Raw genomic sequence first — 18,339 nt, 5'->3', positions numbered from 1 at the left:
TGAAAAGGCGGTGTCTTAACCCCTTGACCAACGGACCTTGAGCTTTTCAACTCTTTCTATTATACCTACTTTTCCTACTTTGTCAAGAGCTTTTTTCCTCTTTATCGAAATTCTGAAAAAATAAGGGAAAAGAGCCAGTAAAACTGACTCCTTCTATTTATCTTGCCAATTAGTCGCACGTTCCTCTCCCCACCAGTATGGGATCAACTCGGCAACTTTGATTGTTTTTCTTGTTTTGTAGTCCATCATGAACTCTGCTTCTTTATTTTCAGCATTCAATTCTAAGAGAAATTCTCTGCATGCGCCACAGGGCATACCTGATCCTTCGCCGTAGGGAGGTTTATCTCGAAAGGCGAGGATTTTCTTAACTTTAGTTTGTCCTGAAAATTGATACATATTAAAGAGAGCCGCTCGTTCTGCACAAAGATGAAAAACGCCACAAGTGCCCTCCATACAGAATCCTGTGAAGATTTGACCATCTTCTGCTTCTATCGCAGCAACAACATGGTTAGCATAAACAAAGTCAGAAACTTCATGGGGATTGAATAAGGTTCGTGCTTCTTCATACATCTTTTCCCATGTATCCATTGGAAGTCCTTTTTATTTGGAAATCTCTTTCAGCATATTATCGATATGCTGAATTGACTTTTCACGTCCGAGTAAGAAAATGGTGTCTGGTAATTCTGGTCCATGCATTTCACCTGATACAGCAATACGAATTGGCATGAAGAGATTTTTTCCTTTGATACCTGTTTCTTTTTGGACTGCTTTGATTTGTGGGAAGATGTTTTCTGTCACAAACTCCTCATCTGTCATTGCTTCTAGTTTCGCTTTGAAGGCTTCTAGAACAACTGGAACGGTTTCTCCTGCCATGACCTCGCGCTCAGCATCTGTCAGCTCTGGGAAATCTGCAAAGAAAAGATCTGTCAAAGGAACAATCTCATCAACTGACTTCATTTGTGGTTTGTAGAGTTCTACCATTTTCTCTGATTTGTCAGTCAAACGCCCTGCTTCTTCTAGGAATGGTTTTGCCATCTCAAAGATAGTTGCTAAGTCAGCTCTCTTGATGTAGTCGTTGCTCATCCAGTCTAGTTTCTTCTGATCGAAGGCTGCTGGTGACTTGCTGAGACGATTTTCATCAAAGAGTTTAATCAATTCCTCACGTGAGAAAATTTCATCTTCGCCACCTGGGTTCCAACCAAGAAGAGCGATAAAGTTAAAGACTGCTTCTGACAAATAGCCTTTTTTACGGTAGTCTTCGATAAACTGAAGGGTATTGGTGTCGCGTTTAGACAATTTTTTACCCGTTTCAGAGTTGATGATCAAAGTCATGTGACCGAACTCTGGAGCTTCCCAACCAAGAGCCTCATAAACCATAAGCTGTTTGGGTGTGTTGGCGATGTGGTCATCTCCACGGATAACATGAGAAATTTGCATATCGTGATCATCAATCACAACAGCAAAATTGTAAGTTGGGTAACCGTCTTTCTTTTGGATAACCCAGTCACCACCGATATTGCCACCTTCAAACTCGATATCACCTTTGACTATATCGTGCCATTTGTAGATACCAGACTCATTGACAGCCAAACGGACAGTCGGGATGATACCAGCTGCTTCACGTTTTGCAATGTAAGCCGCCTTTTCTTCTTCGCTCATGCCAAGATATTCATTGATGTAGCGTGGTGTTTCGCCAGCTGCTTCTTGGCGTTCACGCTCAGCTGCCAACTCTTCTTCTGTAACGTAAGATTTGTAGGCTTTTCCTTCAGCTAGCAATTGGTCGATGTATTTTTGATAGAGTTCCAAACGCTCTGATTGGCGATAGTTTTCATGAGTTTCTGGACTTTCATCCCAATTCATTCCTAACCAACGAAGATTTTCAAGCTGTGAACGTTCACCATCCTCAACATGGCGTTTACGGTCGGTATCTTCGATACGAATAATAAAAGTTCCACCATGATGGCGTGCGTAAAGGTAGTTGAATAATGCTGTACGGGCATTTCCGATGTGTAGTAGTCCTGTTGGACTTGGTGCGTAGCGTACGCGGATATCTTTTGACATAGTTTCTCCTATAAAGTCTCTAGGCGTCTGCCTTTTTGCTTTCTATATTATATCACAAGTCTCGCCTGAGTCCAATTTCTACGGATAAAGAGAGTAAAAAGAGTGGTCAGGCCACTCTTTTCTTCTATTATAGACGTGCGTTAAGCTCTTTGCTCAATTCTTCAAATCCTGGTTTCCCAAGAAGGGCAAACATGTTGCGTTTGTATGCTTCAACACCTGGTTGGTCAAATGGGTTGATGGCATTCAAGTAACCTGAAAGGGCGATAGCCAATTCGAAGAAGTAGATCGTGTAGCCAAGAGTGAAGGCATCTTGCTCTGGAAGGGTTACGTACATGTTTGGTACATCACCGTCTGTGTGGGCAAGAAGAACACCGTCAGTTGCTTTTTTGTTTACAAAGTCAACGTCTTTTCCTTGAAGGTAACCAAGTCCGTCAAGGTCTTCTTCCAAAGTAGGAATGATCACGTTCTTACGTGGTTTGTCAACACGGACAACTGTTTCAAACATGATACGAGTTCCTTCTTGGATAAATTGACCCAATGAGTGCAAGTCAGTTGAGAAGTTTGCTGAAGTTGGGTAGATCCCTTTTTGGTCTTTCCCTTCTGACTCACCAGCCAATTGTTTCCACCATTCTGAGAAGTATTGAAGTGATGGTTCGTAGTTTACCAAGATTTCAGTAGCGTAGCCTTTGCGGTAAAGGATGTTACGAACGGCTGCGTATTGGTAAGCTTCGTTTTCTGAAAGTTTGTCTGAAGTGTAATCTTTACGAGCTGCGTTAGCACCTTCCATAAGGGCTTTGATGTCAGCTCCTGATGCTGCGATTGGAAGCAAGCCAACTGCTGTCAATACTGAGAAACGTCCACCGATATCATCTGGAACCACAAATGTTTCCCAACCGTTGGCATCTGCTTCAACCTTAACAGCACCTTTTTGGCGGTCAGTTGTAGCATAGATACGTTTGTTAGCTTCTTCTTGTCCGTATTTCTTAACCAAGAGTTCTTTGAAGACACGGAAAGCGATCGCTGGTTCAGTTGTTGTACCTGATTTAGAAATCACGTTTACTGAGAAGTCTTTGTCAGCTACGTACTCTACCAAGTCAGCAAGGTAAGTAGATGAGATTGAGTTTCCTGCGTAAAGGATTTGTGGAGCTTTGCGTTCTTCTTTTGTTTGCAAGTTCGCAAAGTGGTGGTTCAAGAAGTCAATGGCTGCTTTCGCTCCAAGGTAAGATCCACCGATACCGATTACAACCAAGACATCGCTGTCTGATTTGATTTGCTCAGCAGCTTCCAAGATGCGGTCGAATTCTTCGCGGTCGTAATTTTCAGGAAGGTCCAACCAACCCAAAAAGTCGCTACCAGCACCAGTTCCTTTACGGATCAATTCGTCTGCTGCTGTTACTTGTGATTGCATGTATTCCACTTCATGTGGGGCAACAAATTTGTCCAAAACTTTTGAATAGTCAAATTTAATATGTGACATGATATTCCTCCAATATTTCTTCTTTTCTATCATAACGCTTACCTTCGATTTTTTCAAGCTTTTTTATTGAATTTGCCCAATTTTTATCAGAATTCAAACGTTTGCGTAAAAATGCCAAAATACAAAAAATCTGAAAGAACGAATAAAAACGGCTAGAGTCTCTAACCGTTACAATTCATTTAATAAATACTCAAATAGTTCTAAATTGCCGTCTTCTTCATTGACCAGAAACTCTGGATGCCACTGCAAACCGATGATACGGTGCTCGTCGATAGACTCAATCGCTTCGATGGTCTGGTCTCTTGGATCAATAGCAGTTACACGGAAATTAGGCGCCAGATCTTTGATACTTTGACGATGGACTGAGTTGACCTGACTTTCTTTTCCGAACAACTTAGCCACCACGCTTCCTTCTACTGTTTCAATAGAATGAGATGTTCCAAAAGGCAAGCCTTGCCAGTGACCTTCAATTTCTTGGTGAAGAGTGCCGCCAAAAGCAACATTGACCAGCTGAACCCCACGGCAGATTGCCAAAATGGGCTTATTCTGATGGAGTGCTTCTCTCAAGAGTGCCAATTCAAATTCATCACGAGCAAGGTTGTAATCATCGCTCTCGATGGTTTTTTTCTCTCCATAAAATTGGGGATGGACATTTTGCCCACCTGTCAAGATGAGTTTGTCAATCATTTCCACATAATCGCGCACAATGGACTCATCTCCTACAGGAATCACTAAAGGGAGACCACCGACTTGACGAATGCTCTCTGCAAATTTACAGGATACAGATGAGTGAATGTTTTTCCCTTCTGCATCTACAGGACATAGATTTGCAGCAACTCCTACAACCGTTCTAGCCATGATGTGTCTCCTTTCGATTTTCTTGCGACAGTCTTATCTTATCACTCCAACCCTTTCCTGTCTAATATGTTTTTTTAAAGACCGTGATAAGTATTTTTTATGGACAAGAAAAAGCTGCCCAAGAGGACAACTTCTTTTTTATTCGAAGACAAATTGATTGTGATACAGTTCTGAGTAGAAACCGCCAAGTTTGAGCAACTCGTGATGATTTCCACGTTCAATGACCTCTCCATCTTTGAGGACAATAATCTGATCGGCATTGAGGATGGTCTTGAGACGATGGGCAATGACAAAACTGGTTCGTCCTGCTACAACTGCCTCCATAGCATGCTGGATTTTGCTTTCTGTTACGGTATCGACATTGGAAGTCGCTTCATCTAAGATTAGGACTTGAGGATCTGTCATCAAGGTTCGAGCGATGGAAATCAATTGTTTCTGCCCAGTCGAGAAGATATTTTGCTCATCATCAATAAGGGTATCATACTTATCAGGCAAGCTTTCGATGTAGTCATGAATATGAGTTGCCTTGGCAGCTGCTTCGACCATTTCCTGACTGGCATCTGGCACACCAAATCGGATATTGTCACGAATCGTTCCACTAAATAAGACCGAATCCTGCAGGACAATCCCGACCTTGCTCCGCAGGCTATCCAAGTCATAGTCACGGATGTCTTTTCCATCAAAGGAAATGCTACCTGCATCTACATCGTAGAAACGATTGATGAGGTTCATGATGGTCGTCTTCCCTGAACCAGTCGGGCCGACAACTGCTACCATCTGCCCCTTAGGAGCTGAAATGCTGACATCTTTTAAAATCGGCTTGTCTGGCACATAGGAGAAATCAATGTGACTGATTTCAACGCCTTCTCGTAATTCCGTAAAGGCTGGTGCATTTTGCGGGCGAATCTCTTCTTCTGCATCGAACATTTCTTGGATACGATCGGCCCCAGTAAAGGCCAACTGGAGGCTCCCCCAACTCGCAGCCACCTGGATAATCGGCTGGTAGTACTGCTGAGAAAATTGGGTAAACATGACAATCAAACCTAGGGCTGTCGTTGTTTCGATACTTGGATCGTTCAGCAAGACAGCCGAACCTGCAAAAATGACGATAGCCGTATTAACCAAGCTCATCCCATTCATAACAGGAAAGAGGATTCCTGAGAACATTCTCCCTTTAAAGGTTGCCTTACGCACGCGCTCATTTTGCTCCACAAAGCCTGCTACGATGTCATCTTGAATTCCTTGTACGATAACAGCTTTCTGCCCAGAAATACTCTCGTCCATGTAGGCGTTGAGTTTTCCAACCTCTTTTTGCTGGAGATTGGTGTACTTGCGGGCCATTTTCACGATGAAGACCAGCATGAGAAAGGCCACTGGAGTGCTGGCTACTGTTATCAGGGCTAGCGTCACATTTTTTGAAAACATGACAAAAATCAAACCGATGTAAAGAGCAATATTGCTCATAACCTGAACTAGGCTTTCATTGAAGGCTTGAAGGATGTTGTCCAAGTCACTCGTGAAGCGAGAAAGGATGTCGCCATCCTGATGGCGGTCAAAGAAAGAAACCGTCAAACGAGAAAGTTTGCCAAAGAGGCCCTTACGCATCTCATTTGTTGACTCAGCAATCACACGAGTCATAAAGGTCATGTAAATCAAACTGGATACTACTAGGGCGAGGACAACCAGAGCTAGATTCAGCATCAGAGCTGATAAACTCTGCCAGGCTAGTTCGGAAGTTCCATTTTGATAAGCCAGAACTAGGTTAGCGAGCTCTGTTACTGCTTGACCTGAAAAAACTGGAAAGAGGGCTTGGGCAATCGTCGCAACTGCAACCATCAGAATCACAATGACAAAGGAGAACTTGTAAACTTTAAAATAATTCCAGAAAAATCGAACGGTTTTCATTTTATTCCTCCTTTCCCTTTTGTGTTTCGTAGATTTCGCGGTAGACAGCATTGCTAGCTACCAAGTCTGCATGTGTTCCTTGACCAATCAATCGCCCTTGGTCCAAGACCAAAATCTTGTCTGCATGGACGACTGAACTGATTTTTTGAGCGATGATAATGGTTGTTGTCCCTTTCAAATCTTTGTTCAAAGCCTCCTGTACGAGTCTTTCTGACTTTGCATCTAGGGCTGAAGTCGAATCGTCAAAAATCAGGATACGGGGATTGCTGACAATCCCACGGGCAATCGACATCCGTTGTTTTTGTCCACCAGAAAAGTTGGTGCCACGTTCTTCGACCTGACTCTCAAATTTGTTTTCCATGCGTCCGATAAATTCGCTGGCTTGGGCGATTCGTGCTGCACGTTCCATTTCTGACACGCTGGCATTGCCTTTTCCTTGACGAAGATTATCTGCAATTGTCCCACTAAAGAGAATAGCACGTTGCAAGACGATGGAAACTGTTTTACGCAAGGTTCCCTCGCTGACGTCTCGAATATCCTTGCCACCAATCTTGATAGATCCCTCCTGTGGATCAAAAAGTCGTGGAATTAACTGAGCTAGAGTGGACTTCCCTGCTCCAGTAGCCCCAACCACACCGATCATCTGATCAGGCGCAATTTCAAAGGTTACATTCTTCAGCATAGGCTCATCGTCATTGGGATAGGTGAAGGTTACATTTTCAAAAGAGAGACTTCCTTCTAACTCCTCATCTGGGAGATCTTTAAAGGTCATCGCTGGCTCGGTATCTAGAATTTCGCGGACACGACGCAAGGAAATCATGGCACGGCTGACAGAATTTCCTAAAAATCCAACCATGATGATGGTAAAGATAATCTGGCTGAGATAGTTGATAAAGGAAGCAATAGAGCCCACAACAGATGGATCTGACTGAGCCATGCCTGCCACCAACCAGATAGAGAGGAAGACCGCTCCATAGCCGACTAGCATCATAACAGGTTCTATAACTGAGAAGGCATAACCGATATAAAGATTTTGCCCGAGAAGTTCATCTGAAACCTCAGTAAATTTGTCAAATTGTGCTTTTTCCTGTACAAAGGATTTGACCACGCGCACACCACGTAGATTTTCCTTAGCGATAGCATTGATCCGTTCAAGAAGGGCTTGAAACTTAGCAAATCGTGGCCCCATCATCCCCATCATGATGGCTGTAAGTGCAAAGATTAGGAGCACCATGAGGACAATCACCCACCAAAGTGACGGGAGAGTGTGAACCGCCAAAATAAAGGAACCAATAAAAAGAAGAGGGAGACGGAAGAGGATTTGAAAAGCCATCATCACCACGTTCTGAATTTGGTTGATATCATTGGTCATACGGACGACAAGGTTACCCGCATTAAACTGCTCGATATTGGCATAAGAAAAAGTCTGGATCTTGCGAAAAGCGTCTTCCCGAAGGTCCGAAGACACTCCTTGAGCAATGTAGGCTGCAAGCGTTACATTGACCCCACCTGCAACCAGACCGACTAGGGCTACTCCTATCAGCCAAGCGCCAATACTATAAATAGCCTCATTTTGCCCGGCCAACAAAGCCTCTAACACCTCTTGCAAATAGCGCGGTTGCAAGAGCGAACTCGCAACCATCAAGCCTGTCATCATTAAGGATGCCAAGGCTTGCCATTTATAGGTTTTTATTTTTTTAATGAGCATATTTCCTCCTAATAAAATAGATAAAGGGAGCGACATCCTGCGTCAGCTCCTTCTCATTCGTTCATATTGATGCTATTCTAGCAAAAAAGAGGAATCTTGTCAAAGAAGTCTCCTTATTATAAATTAGTGCGCTTTCATATACAGGTGATGCATGAAAAGGCTTTTTATGGTAAAATGAAAGGAAGAACTCTTACAAGGAGGAAAAGATGAAGAAACAAACCATCGCTGTCTTGGGTCCTGGTTCTTGGGGGACCGCCCTTTCGCAGGTCCTAAACGACAATGGACACGAGGTTCGAATTTGGGGAAATATTTCTGACCAAATTGATGAAATCAATAACCAACATACAAACAAACGCTACTTCAAAGATATCCTACTCGACGAAAAGATCAAAGCCTATCATGACTTGGAAGAAACACTAAAGGATGTGGATGCTGTTTTATTTGTGGTCCCAACAAAAGTAACGAGACTGGTTGCCCAACAAGTAGCAAAGGTGCTTGATCACAAGGTTGTCATCATGCATGCCTCCAAAGGATTGGAACCAGATAGCCACAAACGTCTATCAACCATTCTTGAGGAGGAAATCCCAGCTGACCTTCGCAGTGATATCGTCGTTGTTTCAGGGCCGAGCCATGCTGAGGAAACTATTGTACGGGATATTACCTTGATTACAGCAGCCTCTAAAGACCTCGAAACTGCCCAGTACGTTCAAAATCTCTTTAGCAATCACTACTTCCGTCTCTATACTAATACGGATGTTATCGGGGTTGAAACCGCTGGTGCTCTCAAAAACATCATTGCAGTTGGCGCTGGGGCACTACATGGACTAGGGTTTGGCGACAATGCCAAGGCGGCTATCATTGCCCGTGGCTTGGCAGAAATCACCCGTCTAGGAGTCGCTCTTGGAGCTAATCCTCTAACTTATAGCGGTCTTTCTGGAGTTGGGGATTTGATTGTAACGGGAACATCTGTCCACTCTCGTAACTGGAGGGCCGGTAATGCTCTCGGTCGTGGAGAATCCCTCGCAGACATTGAGGCTAATATGGGTATGGTCATTGAAGGCATTTCAACGACTCGAGCGGCTTATGAACTGGCTCAGGAATTGGGTGTTTACATGCCAATCACGCAGGCCATCTACCGAGTTATCTATGAAGGTATCAATATCAAAGAAGCCATCAGTGACATCATGAACAATGAATTTAAAGCAGAAAACGAATGGTCGTAGACCTTTATAGAAAGGAACATTTATGAAACAAAAAGTCAGAAAAGCAGTCATCCCTGCCGCTGGATTGGGAACTCGTTTCCTCCCAGCAACTAAGGCTTTGGCCAAGGAAATGTTGCCAATCGTGGACAAGCCAACTATCCAGTTTATCGTTGAAGAAGCCCTCAAATCTGGTATCGAAGACATTTTGGTTGTGACTGGTAAGTCAAAACGTTCCATTGAGGACCACTTCGACTCAAACTTCGAATTGGAATACAACCTCAAAGAAAAAGGGAAAACAGATCTTTTGAAGCTAGTTGATGAAACAACTGGCATGCGCCTGCATTTTATCCGCCAAACGCATCCACGTGGTCTCGGAGATGCTGTTTTGCAAGCCAAGGCTTTCGTTGGAAATGAACCCTTTATCGTTATGCTTGGTGATGACTTGATGGATATCACCAACGAAAAAGCTGTTCCGCTCACCAAACAACTCATGGATGACTACGAGCGTACACACGCGTCCACTATCGCTGTTATGCCAGTCCCTCATGACGAAGTATCTGCTTATGGGGTTATTGCTCCGCAAGGCGAAGGAAAAGACGGCCTTTACAGTGTTGAAACCTTTGTTGAAAAACCAGCTCCAGAGGATGCTCCTAGCGACCTTGCTATTATTGGCCGCTACCTCCTCACACCTGAAATTTTCCAAATCTTGGAACACCAAAAACCAGGTGCAGGAAATGAAATTCAGCTTACAGATGCAATCGACACCCTCAATAAAACACAACGTGTATTTGCTCGTGAGTTCAAGGGTGCTCGTTACGATGTTGGAGACAAGTTTGGCTTTATGAAAACATCTATTGATTACGCACTAAGACACCCCCAAGTCAAAGACGACTTGAAAGACTACCTCATCCAGCTTGGAAAAGAGTTATCTGAGGGGGAATAGAAGAATATTACATATAAAAAAGAGCTAGGATAGTTAATTATCCCAGTTCTTTTTATTTTATATTGCTATTCTTTAGAACATCTACTTAAAAAGGAATCCGTATTTCTCAGTTCACTTACTTATAAACTCCATCGAAACGGTCTCAAACTTCATGAAAGCGCTATGATATTATTTGTTTTTTTATAAAAATAGGAGTACAATGAGTTAGTATAATAAAATAAAAAGCACCGAATCGGCGCGCATAATTGATTATGGATAACCATATTTTAACTCAAAAGAAAAATCTTTTGGCTGTGTTGTTTCGAATAGTTCCAACACAGATATTATACAAAAAATAAAATCAAAAATCAAGATAAGGAGTAGTTTTATGGCAAAATTTAATAAAAATTATTCAATCGGCTTAGATATAGGTGTATCATCCGTCGGTTATGCCGTTGTGACTGAAGATTATCGAGTGCCTGCTTTTAAATTTAAAGTTTTAGGCAATACAGAAAAAGAAAAAATAAAGAAGAATTTAATCGGATCTACCACCTTTGTGCCTGCCCAATCAGCTCAAGGAACTCGAGTATTTCGTGTTAATCGGCGTAGAATTGATAGAAGGAATCATAGAATAGCGTATTTACGAGATATTTTTCAAAAAGAGATTGAAAAAATCGATAAAAATTTTTATCGTAGATTAGACGAAAGTTTTAGAGTGCTTGGTGATAAGAGTGAGGACATACAAATAAAACAGCCATTTTTTGGTAATAAAGAATTAGAAACTGCCTATCACAAGAAGTACCCTACGATTTATCATTTACGAAAACACTTAGCTGATGCAGATAAAAATTCTCCCGTTGCTGATATTCGTGAAGTATATATGGCCTTATCTCACATTTTAAAATATAGAGGCCACTTTCTAACATTAGGTAAAATTGACCCTAACAATATCAATATGCAAAACTCTTGGATTGATTTCATTGAATCTTGTCAAGACGCTTTTGATTTGGAAATTTCTGATGAATCTAAAACCATAGCAGCTATATTTAAGTCAAGCGAGAACAGACAAGAAAAAGTTAAACAAATACTATCCTATTTCCAACAAGAGCTTCTAAAAAAAGATAAGAGTATTTTCAAACAACTATTGCAGTTGCTATTTGGTTTAAAAACGAAATTTAAAGATTGTTTTGAATTAGAGGAAGAACCTGATCTTAATTTCTCCAAAGAAAACTATGATGAAAATCTAGAAAATCTTCTTGGTGCATTAGAAGAAGACTTTTCCGATGTATTTGCTAAACTAAAAATTTTACGTGATACGATACTCCTATCTAGTATGCTAACCTACACTGGAGCAACTCATGCTCGCTTTTCTGCTACTATGGTCGAGCGATACGAGGAACACCGTAAAGATTTGCAACGTTTCAAATCTTTTGTCAAACAAAATCTATCTGAACAAGATTATTTAGATATTTTTGGCAGAAAAACACCAACTGGATTTGATGTAGATAAAGAAACAAAGGGATATGTTGGATATATATCTAATAAGATGGTATTAACTAATCCACAGAAACAAAAAACAATACAACAAAATTTTTATGACTATATCAGTGGGAAAATAACTGGTATTGAAGGGGCAGAATGTTTTCTTAATAAAATATCAGATGGAACATTTTTAAGAAAACTCCGTACAACTGATAATGGAGCAATTCCTAATCAAATTCACGCTTATGAACTAGAAAAGATTATAGAAAGACAAGGAAGAGATTATCCTTTTCTACTAGAAAACAAAGATAAATTACTATCTATCTTGACATTTAAAATCCCTTATTATGTTGGTCCTCTGGCAAAAGGAAATAATAGTAGATTTGCTTGGATTAAACGAACGACTAGCCAAGATGTTTTAGATGATAATGATGAAGATACTAGAAATGGTAAAATACGTCCTTGGAACTATCATAAACTGATAAATATGGATGAAACTAGAGATGCATTCATCATCAATCTAATAGGAAATGATATTATTCTCTTAAATGAAAAAGTTTTACCAAAACGTAGTTTAATCTATGAAGAAGTCATGCTCCAAAATGAATTAACTCGGGTCAAGTATAAAGACAAATATGGGAAAATTCACTTTTTCAATTCTGAGCTCCGACAAGAAATAATCAATAATTTATTTAAAACGAATAGTAAACGTGTTAGTTCTGCAATGCTTCTTTCTTACTTGGAGAATTTCACAAATTTACAAGCGGTTGAAATTGTTTCGGGTATTGAAAAAGGAAAATCTCTTAATTCTACTTTAAAAACATATAATGATTTAAAAACCATTTTTTCAGAAGAATTGCTAGATTCTGAAATCTATCAAAAAGAGTTAGAAGAGATTATCAAAGTTATTACCGTTTTTGATGATAAAAAATCTATTAAAAACTACCTTACAAAATATTTTGGGCATCTTGAATTTTTAAATGAAGAGAAAATTAATCAACTCTCGAAATTACGCTATACTGGCTGGGGACGTTATTCAGGTAAGTTATTATTAGGCATCCGAGACGAGGATACTGGTTTTAATTTAATGCAGTTCCTTCGAAATGATGATGAAAATCGTAATTTAACTCAGCTAATATCTGATACCACTTTATCCTTTGATTCTGCTATCAAAGCCATTCAATCTAAATCAACTGTTGAAGATGATGTATTTGAAGAAATTAAAAATTTGGCTGGTAGTCCTGCTATCAAACGAGGAATCTTGAATAGTATTAAAATTGTTGATGAGCTGGTTCAGATTATAGGATATCCACCCCAAAATATCATCATTGAAATGGCTCGTGAAAATATGACCACCGAAGAGGGGCAAAAAAAGGCAAAAACTCGTAAATCTAAATTAGAGTCTGCATTAAAAAATATTGAAGATAGTGTATTAGAAAGTGGAAAAGTTCCTCATTCAGATGAACAACTACAATCTGAAAAATTATATTTATATTATCTTCAAAATGGGAAGGACATGTATTCCTTAGATAAAACTGGAAGTCCTACTCCCTTATACCGAGACCAGCTAGATCAATACGAAGTCGACCATATTATCCCCTATAGTTTTTTACCAATTGATTCGATTGATAATAAAGTATTAACGCATAGGGAAAACAATCAAAGAAAGTTGAATAATATACCAGACAAAGAGACGGTTGCTAATATGAAACCTTTCTGGGAGAAATTATATAATGCCAAGCTAATTTCTCAAACGAAATATCAAAGATTAACTACTAGTGAACGAACTCCTGATGGTGTTCTGACCGAGAGCATGAAAGCTGGCTTTATTGAACGTCAATTAGTCGAAACACGACAAATTATAAAGCATGTTGCTCGCATACTAGACAATCGTTTTTCAGACACCAAAATCATTACTTTAAAATCTCAACTAGTTACCAATTTTAGAAACACCTTTCATATTGCCAAAATACGTGAATTGAATGATTATCACCATGCTCACGATGCTTATCTAGCTGTTGTTGTAGGACAAACTCTTCTTAAAGCCTATCCCAAATTAGCTCCTGAGTTAATATATGGCCACCATGCTCACTTTAATCGGCATGAGGAGAATAAAGCAACGTTAAGAAAGCATCTCTATTCTAACATCATGAGATTCTTTAATAATCCAGATTCCAAAGTTAGTAAAGATATTTGGGATTGTAATAGGGATTTGCCAATCGTAAAAGATGTCATCTACAACTCTCAAATCAACTTTGTCAAACGAACAATGATTAAAAAAGGAGCATTTTATAATCAAAATCCTGTTGGAAAATTGAATAAACAAATTGCTGCTAATAATCGCTATCCACTAAAAACAAAAGTTTCTTCTTTAGATACCTCCATATACGGAGGTTATGGACCAATGAATTCTGCCTTATCTATTATCATAATTGCAGAACGATTTAATGAAAAGAAAGGTAAAATAGAAACTGTAAAAGAATTCCATGACATTTTTATAATTGATTATGAAAAATTTAATAATAATCCATTTCAATTCTTAAATAATGTTTCAGAAGAAGGTTTTCTTAAAAAGAATGATCTAAACCGTGTTCTAGCCTTCTATAGAATTTCAAAATATTCACTAATGCAGAAAATTGATGGAACAAGGATGCTATTTGAAAGCAAGTCAAACCTTCATAAAGTTACCCAATTTAAATTAACAAAAACTCAAAATGAATTATTTTTCCATATGAAGCGACTTTTGACTAAATCGAATTTGATGGATTTAAAATCTGAAAGCGCAATAAAGGAAAGCCAAAATTTTATACAGACTCATCAGAATGAGTTTGATAATATTGCGGATCGTTTATCAAATTATTCACAAAAAATGTTAGGTGAAACTAAGTCATTGCAAACTCTCATTAATGGATATAATGAAAGACCGATCAAACAAATTGACAATAACGAGGAGACAATTCGTTATTATTATGATAATTTTATAAAAATGTTTAGTTTTGTAAAGAGTGGTGCTCCAAAAGATATCATTAATTTCTTTAATGATAAATACACAGTACCAAGAATGCGTCCAAAGCCGGATAGAAAAATGCTTGATGCCACCCTCATCCACCAATCCATCACTGGTCTCTACGAGACTCGGATTGACTTGAGCAAACTAGGAGAAGACTAATGGGATGGAGAACCGTTGTTGTCAATACACACTCTAAGCTCTCTTACAAGAACAATCACTTGATTTTTAAAGATGTCTCTCGGACAGAGTTGATTCACCTGTCCGAGGTGGACATCCTACTTTTGGAGACGACGGATATCGTTCTCTCCACTATGCTAATCAAACGCTTGGTGGATGAAAATATTCTGGTCATCTTTTGTGATGATAAACGCTTGCCGACAGCATATTTAATGCCTTACTACGGTCGGCACGATTCCAGTTTACAACTCTCTCGGCAAATTGCTTGGAATGAAGATATAAAGGCGGAAATCTGGACAACCATCATTGCACAAAAGATTCTCAATCAGGCTTTTTATCTGGGGAGTTGTGGTTTTCTGGAAAAGAGTCAGTCCGTCATTGATCTCTATCAGGGGTTGGATCTATTTGATCCTAGTAATCGTGAAGGGCATGCTGCTCGGATTTATTTCAATACCTTGTTTGGAAATGATTTTAGCCGTGAACAAGATAGTGATATCAACGCTGCCTTAGACTACGGTTACACCTTGATTTTGAGTATGTTTGCGCGTGAGATTGTTTTGTCTGGCTGTATGACCCAGTTTGGCTTGAAACATGCTAATCAGTTTAATCAATTCAACCTAGCTAGCGATATTATGGAGCCTTTCCGTCCGATTATTGACAGAATCGTCTATGAAAATCGAAACAGTTCTTTTGTCAAAATCAAACGAGAACTTTTCACTATTTTCTCAGATACCTTCCACTACAATGGCAAAGATATGTATCTGTCCAATATCGTCAGCGACTATACTAAGAAAGTCATTCAAGCTCTCAATCAACCCGAGAAAGGAGTTCCTGAGTTTAGGATATGAGTTATCGATATATGCGTATGATTTTAATGTTTGATATGCCAGTTGATACCGTAGAGGAACGTAAGGCCTATCGGAAATTTCGGAAGTTCCTCATAGATGAGGGATTTATCATGCACCAATTCTCCATCTATAGCAAGCTCTTGCTCAACAACTCTGCTAATAACGCCATGATTGAACGTCTTAAGACTCATAATCCTAAAAAAGGGAGTATTACTCTCTTAACCGTTACAGAAAAGCAGTTTTCTCGCATGATTTACTTAAATGGCGAGCGAAATACCAGCGTAGCAAACTCCGACGCACGTTTAGTTTTTCTAGGAGAGGAGCCTAGAGATGAAGATTAATTTCCCATTATTGGATGAACCATTAACAATTGAGAATGCAACCTTTTTAGTGTTAGAAGACCAGTTTACCTTTTCAACTATCGTCAAACAGTTCTACCAATATTCAGATGAAGGGGAACTGAAATTATTTGACACACGTCTGAAAGCTCTGAAAGAATCAGAGTTGCTACTGATAACGGATGTCTTAGGATATAATCTCAACTCACCTGCCATGCTCAAGCTGATACATGCTGATCTTGAAAATCAACTCAATGACAAACCAGAAGTAAAATCCATGATTGAAAAGCTGGTAGCTACGATAACAGAATTGCTGGCATTTGAGTGTTTAGAAAACGAATTGGACCTAGAATACGACGAAATCACCATTCTGGAGTTAATCGATGCGCTAGGGGTCAAAGTTGAAACTCTGAGTGATACACCTTTTGAAAAGATGCTAGAAATTGTCCAAGTTTTTAAATATCTTTCCAAAAAGAAACTCCTTGTTTTCATCAATGCGATCGCCTATCTATCAAAGGATGAGTTGGTAAATCTGATAGAGTATATCCAACTCAATCAACTAAGGGTTTTATTTGTCGAACCTCGAAAAGTCTATGATTTTCCGCAGTATGTGATGGATCAAGACTATTTCTTGAACCCTGAAAATATGGTATAATAAGAGTAACAATTGGAACCTAACGAGCTGAAGTCTGGCTGGGACGAATGGCGCGATTACGAAATTTCGTGAGAAAAATTTTTCTACGAGGTTTTAGAGCTGTGTTGTTTCGAATGGTTCCAAAACTGATTAGACAGTATTTGAACCCAACTTCTTGTTTTAGAGCTGTGTTGTTTCGAATGGTTCCAAAACTGTGTTTAGAACATGATGTACCTCTATATTGTTTTAGAGCTGTGTTGTTTCGAATGGTTCCAAAACAATAGGTGTAATTTTCCTCAGTAATGACAAGTTTTAGAGCTGTGTTGTTTCGAATGGTTCCAAAACTTCCCTCAACACCTTTTGTAAAGGTCACACGTTTTAGAGCTGTGTTGTTTCGAATGGTTCCAAAACATCTCTCGGTCTATACTTTCTAACTGTACTGTTTTAGAGCTGTGTTGTTTCGAATGGTTCCAAAACAGCAGAAGAGAACAAACCAAGTCAAACTCAGTTTTAGAGCTGTGTTGTTTCGAATGGTTCCAAAACAAAAGGATGCATTTGCTTATATCGACAGGAGTTTTAGAGCTGTGTTGTTTCGAATGGTTCCAAAACTTTTAAGATTTCCAAAATCGATGGAGCGAGGTTTTAGAGCTGTGTTGTTTCGAATGGTTCCAAAACAAGTTCGGGTAGTATCAAGCAAATTGTAAAGTTTTAGAGCTGTGTTGTTTCGAATGGTTCCAAAACTCTGAGATTCAATTGAGTTTAAGGGTATCTGTTTTAGAGCTGTGTTGTTTCGAATGGTTCCAAAACACCAAATCTTAAAACTTCTTACTTACTCTAGTTTTAGAGCTGTGTTGTTTCGAATGGTTCCAAAACAGTAGCTAAATTAGGAGCTGCCGCTTATGCGTTTTAGAGCTGTGTTGTTTCGAATGGTTCCAAAACTGATCAAGAGACGCTTAACAACTGGTCTAAGTTTTAGAGCTGTGTTGTTTCGAATGGTTCCAAAACTAATGTTGCGATGCTTATTCACTATGGCCAGTTTTAGAGCTGTGTTGTTTCGAATGGTTCCAAAACAGCAGACTTTGAATACTTCCCAAGTATGGAGTTTTAGAGCTGTGTTGTTTCGAATGGTTCCAAAACGATAGAAGAGAATTGCTCTCGCAGTGCAGTGTTTTAGAGCTGTGTTGTTTCGAATGGTTCCAAAACATTCAAAACTTTGTCAATAAAAGACCTAGCGTTTTAGAGCTGTGTTGTTTCGAATGGTTCCAAAACGATAGAAGAGAATTGCTCTCGCAGTGCAGTGTTTTAGAGCTGTGTTGTTTCGAATGGTTCCAAAACATTCAAAACTTTGTCAATAAAAGACCTAGCGTTTTAGAGCTGTGTTGTTTCGAATGGTTCCAAAACTCAATCTGAAAAGAAAATGAGGGAGCTGGTGTTTTAGAGCTGTGTTGTTTCGAATGGTTCCAAAACGACATGGTGCGTGACCGTATCACGACCAAAGTTTTAGAGCTGTGTTGTTTCGAATGGTTCCAAAACTTAAGTTTGAAAAACCAACTGTTTCCAAAAGTTTTAGAGCTGTGTTGTTTCGAATGGTTCCAAAACTCCAGACGATGTAGTTATCGATCCAGTGGCGTTTTAGAGCTGTGTTGTTTCGAATGGTTCCAAAACCGATGGATTTGATAGATGGTTGAAAGAACAGTTTTAGAGCTGTGTTGTTTCG

At 39.5% G+C, this 18,339-nt stretch carries 12 protein-coding genes and 1 CRISPR repeat array; of the genes, 6 read left to right on the top strand and 6 right to left on the bottom strand.

Features of this window, described 5'->3' with window-relative positions:
- Positions 1 to 153 precede the first annotated feature (153 nt).
- From B7725_RS00135 to B7725_RS00105, 6 genes are all read right to left on the bottom strand, one after another.
- Positions 154 to 588 (bottom strand): cytidine deaminase family protein, encoded by a 435-nt coding sequence (locus tag B7725_RS00135; protein WP_084874092.1) that lies wholly within the window; start codon positions 586 to 588, stop codon positions 154 to 156.
- A 12-nt stretch (positions 589 to 600) separates the two neighbouring features.
- Positions 601 to 2,061 (bottom strand): glutamate--tRNA ligase, encoded by a 1,461-nt coding sequence (gltX, locus tag B7725_RS00130; RefSeq protein WP_084874091.1) that lies wholly within the window; start codon positions 2,059 to 2,061, stop codon positions 601 to 603.
- Between the two features lie 127 nt (positions 2,062 to 2,188).
- The gene (locus B7725_RS00125) at positions 2,189 to 3,538 is read right to left on the bottom strand and encodes a glucose-6-phosphate isomerase (RefSeq protein WP_084874090.1); all 1,350 of its coding nucleotides are present in this window, start codon (positions 3,536 to 3,538) and stop codon (positions 2,189 to 2,191) included.
- A gap of 168 nt (positions 3,539 to 3,706) precedes the next feature.
- Positions 3,707 to 4,396, bottom strand: coding sequence for a gamma-glutamyl-gamma-aminobutyrate hydrolase family protein (locus B7725_RS00115; protein ID WP_007522642.1), 690 nt, complete (start codon positions 4,394 to 4,396; stop codon positions 3,707 to 3,709).
- Between the two features lie 138 nt (positions 4,397 to 4,534).
- Positions 4,535 to 6,301, bottom strand: coding sequence for an ABC transporter ATP-binding protein (locus B7725_RS00110; protein ID WP_084874089.1), 1,767 nt, complete (start codon positions 6,299 to 6,301; stop codon positions 4,535 to 4,537).
- A 1-nt stretch (position 6,302) separates the two neighbouring features.
- Complete coding sequence (locus B7725_RS00105) at positions 6,303 to 8,009, bottom strand: ABC transporter ATP-binding protein (protein ID WP_084874088.1); 1,707 nt, start codon at positions 8,007 to 8,009, stop codon at positions 6,303 to 6,305.
- Between the two features lie 206 nt (positions 8,010 to 8,215).
- On the opposite strand from B7725_RS00105, the gene B7725_RS00100 reads away from it, so the two are divergent.
- The 6 genes from B7725_RS00100 (at position 8,216) to csn2 (ending at position 16,643) form a co-directional block, all read left to right on the top strand.
- Positions 8,216 to 9,232 (top strand): NAD(P)H-dependent glycerol-3-phosphate dehydrogenase, encoded by a 1,017-nt coding sequence (locus B7725_RS00100; protein WP_084874087.1) that lies wholly within the window; start codon positions 8,216 to 8,218, stop codon positions 9,230 to 9,232.
- 22 nt (positions 9,233 to 9,254) lie between these two features.
- Complete coding sequence (gene galU / locus B7725_RS00095) at positions 9,255 to 10,154, top strand: UTP--glucose-1-phosphate uridylyltransferase GalU (protein ID WP_000811019.1); 900 nt, start codon at positions 9,255 to 9,257, stop codon at positions 10,152 to 10,154.
- A 367-nt stretch (positions 10,155 to 10,521) separates the two neighbouring features.
- On the top strand, positions 10,522 to 14,784 hold the full coding sequence (gene cas9, locus B7725_RS00090) for a type II CRISPR RNA-guided endonuclease Cas9 (RefSeq protein WP_084874086.1): 4,263 nt from the start codon (positions 10,522 to 10,524) through the stop codon (positions 14,782 to 14,784).
- Positions 14,784 to 15,650: a type II CRISPR-associated endonuclease Cas1 gene (gene cas1 / locus B7725_RS00085; protein ID WP_084874085.1), complete on the top strand. Its 867-nt coding sequence runs from the start codon at positions 14,784 to 14,786 to the stop codon at positions 15,648 to 15,650. The genes cas9 and cas1 overlap by 1 nt, the downstream gene beginning before the upstream one ends.
- Positions 15,647 to 15,991: a CRISPR-associated endonuclease Cas2 gene (gene cas2, locus B7725_RS00080; RefSeq protein ID WP_084874084.1), complete on the top strand. Its 345-nt coding sequence runs from the start codon at positions 15,647 to 15,649 to the stop codon at positions 15,989 to 15,991. Before cas1 ends, cas2 begins: the two co-directional genes overlap by 4 nt.
- On the top strand, positions 15,981 to 16,643 hold the full coding sequence (gene csn2, locus B7725_RS00075; protein ID WP_084874083.1) for a type II-A CRISPR-associated protein Csn2: 663 nt from the start codon (positions 15,981 to 15,983) through the stop codon (positions 16,641 to 16,643). Before cas2 ends, csn2 begins: the two co-directional genes overlap by 11 nt.
- Before the next feature lie 90 nt (positions 16,644 to 16,733).
- A CRISPR array of direct repeats spans positions 16,734 to 18,287; the repeat unit is 36 nt; unit sequence GTTTTAGAGCTGTGTTGTTTCGAATGGTTCCAAAAC.
- Positions 18,288 to 18,339: the final 52 nt, after the last annotated feature.

It is taken from the genome of Streptococcus oralis subsp. tigurinus (assembly GCF_002096275.1).
GTDB classification, from domain to species: domain Bacteria; phylum Bacillota; class Bacilli; order Lactobacillales; family Streptococcaceae; genus Streptococcus; species Streptococcus oralis_CN.
The sequence above is the reverse complement of the archived record's forward strand: the minus strand, read 5'-3'. Positions and strand labels throughout refer to the sequence as shown.